The sequence below is a fragment of the Paraburkholderia sp. SIMBA_030 genome, assembly GCF_046535245.1.
GTDB lineage: Bacteria > Pseudomonadota > Gammaproteobacteria > Burkholderiales > Burkholderiaceae > Paraburkholderia.
This window is the reverse complement of sequence record NZ_JAWRXB010001538.1, coordinates 1-239: the sequence shown is the minus strand read 5'-3', so window position 1 is coordinate 239 and position 239 is coordinate 1. Positions and strand designations below refer to the sequence as shown.

The following is a 239-nucleotide window of genomic DNA, read 5'->3' as shown; positions in this document are numbered from 1 at the left end:
ATCGCCTCGTGCAGGCAATCGTCGAGGGTTTGTTCCACCAACGGATGGTCGGGAATTTCGCGCTCGCCGGCGAGGTTTTCCACACAGGCAATCTGATCGGGGAAGACGCTGGCGATCAGGTCTTCGCTTTTCATTCGCTGGATCTGCGGCGGCACTTTGCGTCCGCCGCTGTAGCGCGGCAGGGCCAGGGCGACACCGGTATTCCAGCGCCAGCGCACGCCGAACAACGGCGCGTCGAG

The 239-nt window shown here is 63.6% G+C and carries 1 protein-coding gene; it reads right to left on the bottom strand.

Translation table 11 applies throughout. The annotated features are described in order from the left end of the window. Positions 1 to 239, bottom strand: a 239-nt coding sequence (locus SB772_RS45170) for a hypothetical protein (RefSeq protein WP_410839171.1), incomplete at both ends; no start/stop codon positions are given.